This is a genomic window from Ruegeria sp. CK2, assembly GCF_056536585.1.
Genome location: NZ_JBQFPW010000044.1, coordinates 1 through 4,356, shown reverse-complemented (window position 1 = coordinate 4,356; position 4,356 = coordinate 1). Strand labels below are relative to the sequence as shown.

The 4,356-nt window shown below is 57.9% G+C and carries 1 protein-coding gene; it reads left to right on the top strand.

Annotated features, from left to right (window positions below; genetic code table 11):
• A partial coding sequence (locus ACR0BU_RS24535; RefSeq protein WP_480755781.1) for a tandem-95 repeat protein occupies nt 1–4,356 on the top strand: 4,356 nt, incomplete at both ends.

Genomic DNA, 4,356 nt, shown 5'->3' with positions numbered 1-4,356 from the left:
GATGTTGTCACTTCGATTGAGACCGCCACGCTTCTGGCCAATGACAGCGATGTCGAGGGGGATGCGCTCACGGTGAAAGGGGTTGATGCCATGAGTGCGCATGGGGCCACCCTGACACTGAACAGCGATGGAACCATCAGCTACGATCCAACCAACGCAGAGGCTGTTCAGGCCCTGGCAGAGGGCCAGACCCTGACGGATACCTTCACCTACACGGTCGAGGATGGCCATGGCGGTGAGAGCACCGCAAGTGTTTCAGTGGTTGTGCACGGAACCAATGATGCCCCTGTTCTGGCGATTGCGTTGCCTCCTCGATCTTCAGCGGAAGACGAGGCCGTGAGCTTTGCGCTGCCAGCCAATGCGTTCACGGATGTGGATGGCGATGCGCTGACCTTGACTGCAACGCTGGTTGGGGGTGCGGCCCTGCCGGACTGGTTGGTGTTTGATGCCGCTGCCGGGAGCTTCTCGGGCACACCGCCCCAGGACTTCCATGACATGGTCAATGTCACGGTGACGGCCAGTGATGGCTCACTCACAGCGAGTGATACCTTTGCGCTTGATATCACCCCTGTCAACGATGCCCCTGTCGCGGTTGATGATGTTGCGCAAAGCTCCACTCCGATCACAGAAGATGGTGTCATCTCGATTGATACCGCCACGCTTCTGGCCAATGACAGCGATGTCGAAGGGGATGCGCTCACGGTGAAAGAGGTTGATGCCGAAAGTGCGCATGGGGCCACCCTGACGCTGAACAGCGACGGGACGATCAGCTATGATCCCACCGGCGCAGCTGATGTTCAGGCCCTGGCAGAAGGCCAGACCCTGGCCGATACATTCACCTATACCGTCGAGGACGGCCATGGCGGGGAGAACACCGCAACCGTGTTGGTCGTTGTGCACGGAACCAACGATGCACCCGTTCTGGCGATTGCCTTGGTGGATCAGTCTTCAGCGGAAGATGAAGCCGTGAGCTTTGCACTGCCAGCCAATGCGTTCATGGATGTGGATGGTGATGCACTGACCTTGACTGCAACGCTGACGGATGGTTCGGCGCTGCCGGGCTGGCTGGTGTTTGATGCGGCTTCGGGGAGCTTCTCGGGCACACCGCCGCAGGACTTCCATGGCATGGTCAATGTCACGGTGACGGCCAGTGACGGGTCACTCACAGAAAGCGGCACCTTTGCGCTTGATATCACACCGGTCAACGATGCCCCTGTCGCGGCTGATGATGTTGCTCAAAGCCCCAATCCGATCACAGAAGATACTGTCACTTCGATTGATATCGCCACGCTTCTGGCCAATGACAGCGATGTCGAGGGAGATGCGCTCACGGTGAAAGAGGTTGATGCCACGAGCACGCATGGGGCCACCCTGACACTGAACAGCGACGGCACGATCAGCTATGATCCAAGAAACGCAGATGCTGTTCAGGCTCTGGCAGTTGGTCAGACCCTGACGGATAGCTTCACCTATACGGTCAGTGACGGCAATGGCGGTGAGAGCACCGCAAGTGTTTCAGTGGTTGTGTACGGAACCAATGATACGCCTGTCGCAGTTGCTGATGTTGCGCAAAGCCCCACTCTGGTCACAGAAGATGCTGTCACCTTGATTGATAGCGCCACGCTTCTGACCAATGACAGCGATGTCGATGGGGATACGCTCACGGTGAAAGAGGTTGATGCCGAAAGCGCGCATGGGGCCATCCTGACGCTGAACAGCGATGGAACCATCAGCTATGATCCGACGGGCGCAGAGGCTGTTCAGGCTTTGGCAGAGGGCCAGACCCTGGCCGATACATTCACCTATACCATCGAGGATGGCCATGGCGGTGAGAGCGACGCAACCGTGTTCATTATTGTGCACGGAACCAACGATGCACCCGTTGTGGCAATTGCCTTGGAAGACCGATCTTCCGCGGAAGATGAGGCCGTGAGCTTTGCGCTGCCGGCCAATGCGTTCACGGATGTGGATGGCGATGCGCTGACCTTGAGTGCAACGCTGACGGATGGTTCGGCCCTGCCGGACTGGCTGGTCTTTGATGCGGCTGCGGGGAGCTTCTCGGGCACACCGCCGCAGGACTTCCATGGCATGTTGAGTGTCACGGTGACAGCCAGTGACGGGTCACTCACAGAAAGCGGCACCTTTGCGCTTGATATTACACCCGTCAACGATGCGCCGGTCGCGGCCCTTGCATTGGAGGATCAGTCTTCAGCAGAAGATGAGGCCGTGAGCTTTGCACTGCCCGCCAATGCCTTCACGGATGTGGATGGTGATACACTGACCTTGACTGCGACGCTGACAGATGGTTCGGCGCTGCCGGACTGGCTGGTGTTTGATGCGGCTGCGGGGAGCTTCTCGGGCACACCGCCCCAGGACTTCAATGGCCTGGTCCATGTCACGGTGACGGCCAGCGATGGGTCACTCACAGCGAGCGATGCCTTTGTGCTTGATATCACCCCTGTCAACGATGCCCCTGTCGCGGCCCTTGCATTGGAGGATCAGTCTTCAGAAGAAGATGAAGCCGTGAGCTTTGCACTGCCGGCCAATGCCTTCACGGATGTGGATGGTGATACACTGACCTTGACTGCGACGCTGACAGATGGTTCGGCGCTGCCGGACTGGCTGGTGTTTGATGCGGCTGCGGGGAGCTTCTCGGGCACACCACCGCAAGACTTCAATGGCATGGTCGATGTCACGGTGACGGCCAGCGATGGCTCACTGTCAGCAAGCAGTGCCTTTGCGCTTGATATTACACCTGTCAACGATGCCCCTGCCGTGGCTGATGACAGTGTTTCTCAAAGCCCCAATCCGATCATAGAAGATGTTGCCATTCTGATTCATACTGACGCGCTCCTGGCTAATGACAGCGATGTCGAGGGAGATGCGCTGACGATGACAGCGGTTGATGCCGAAAGTACGTATGGTGCTGTCCTGACACTGAACACCGGCGGTGGGACGATCAGTACGGTCGGGTACGATCCCACCGGCGCAGAGGCTATTCAGGCCCTGGCAGAGGGCGAGACCCTGACGGATACCTTCACCTATACCGTCGAGGACGGCAATGGCGGTGAAAGCACCGCAACCGTTTCAGTGGTTGTGCACGGAACCAACGATGCACCCGTTGTGGCAATTGCATTGGAGGATCGTTCTTCCGCGGAAGATGAGGCTGTAAGTTTTGCACTGCCAGCCAATGCCTTCACAGACGTGGACAGCGATGCACTGACCTTGAGTGCGACGCTGACAGATGGTGCGGCGCTGCCGGACTGGCTGGTGTTTGATGCGGCTGCGGGGAGTTTCTCGGGCACACCGCCGCAGGACTTCAACGACATTTTGAGTGTTACGGTGACGGCCAGCGACGGCTCACTCACAGCGAGCGATACCTTTGCGCTTGATATTACACCCGTCAACGATGCCCCTGTCGCGGTTGATGATGTTGCGCAAAGTTCTAATCCGATCACAGAAGATGGTGTCACTTCGATTGATATCGCCACGCTCCTGAGCAATGACAGCGATGTCGATGGGGATGTGCTCACGGTGTCAGAGGTTGATGCCGAAAGCGCGCATGGGGCCATCCTGACGCTGAACACCGACGGGACGATCAGCTATGATCCAAGAGGCACAGATGCTGTCCAGACTCTGGCCGAGGGCGAGACCCTGACGGATACCTTCACCTATACCGTCGAGGACGGCAATGGCGGGCAAAGCACCGCAAGTGTTTCAATCGATGTGCACGGAAGAAACGATGCACCCGTCGTAGTTGATGATGTTGCGCAAAGTTCCACTCCGATCGACGAAGATGGTGTCACGTCGATTGATATCGCCACGCTCCTGGCCAATGACAGCGATGTCGATGGGGATGTGCTCACGGTGTCAGAGGTTGATGCCGAAAGCGCGCATGGGGCCATCCTGACGCTGAACACCGACGGGACGATCAGCTATGATCCAAGAGGCACAGAGGCTGTCCAGGCTCTGGCGGAAGGCGAGACCCTGACGGATACATTCACCTATACGGTCAGTGACGGTAATGGCGGGCAAAGCACCGCAACGGTTTCAATCGATGTGCACGGAGCCAACGACGCACCTGTCGTAGTCGATGATGTTGCGCAAAGCCCCACTCCGATCGAAGAAAATGTTGTCACTTCGATTGATATCGCCACGCTCCTGGCCAATGACAGTGATGCCGACGGGGACGCGCTCACGGTGTCAGAGGTTTCGACCATGAGCACACAGGGGGCTATCCTGACGCTGAACACCGATGGGACCATCAGCTACGATCCCACCAACGCAGCTAATGTTCGGGCTCTGGAGAGGGACCAGACCCTGACGGATAGCTTCACCTATACGGTCAGTGACGGC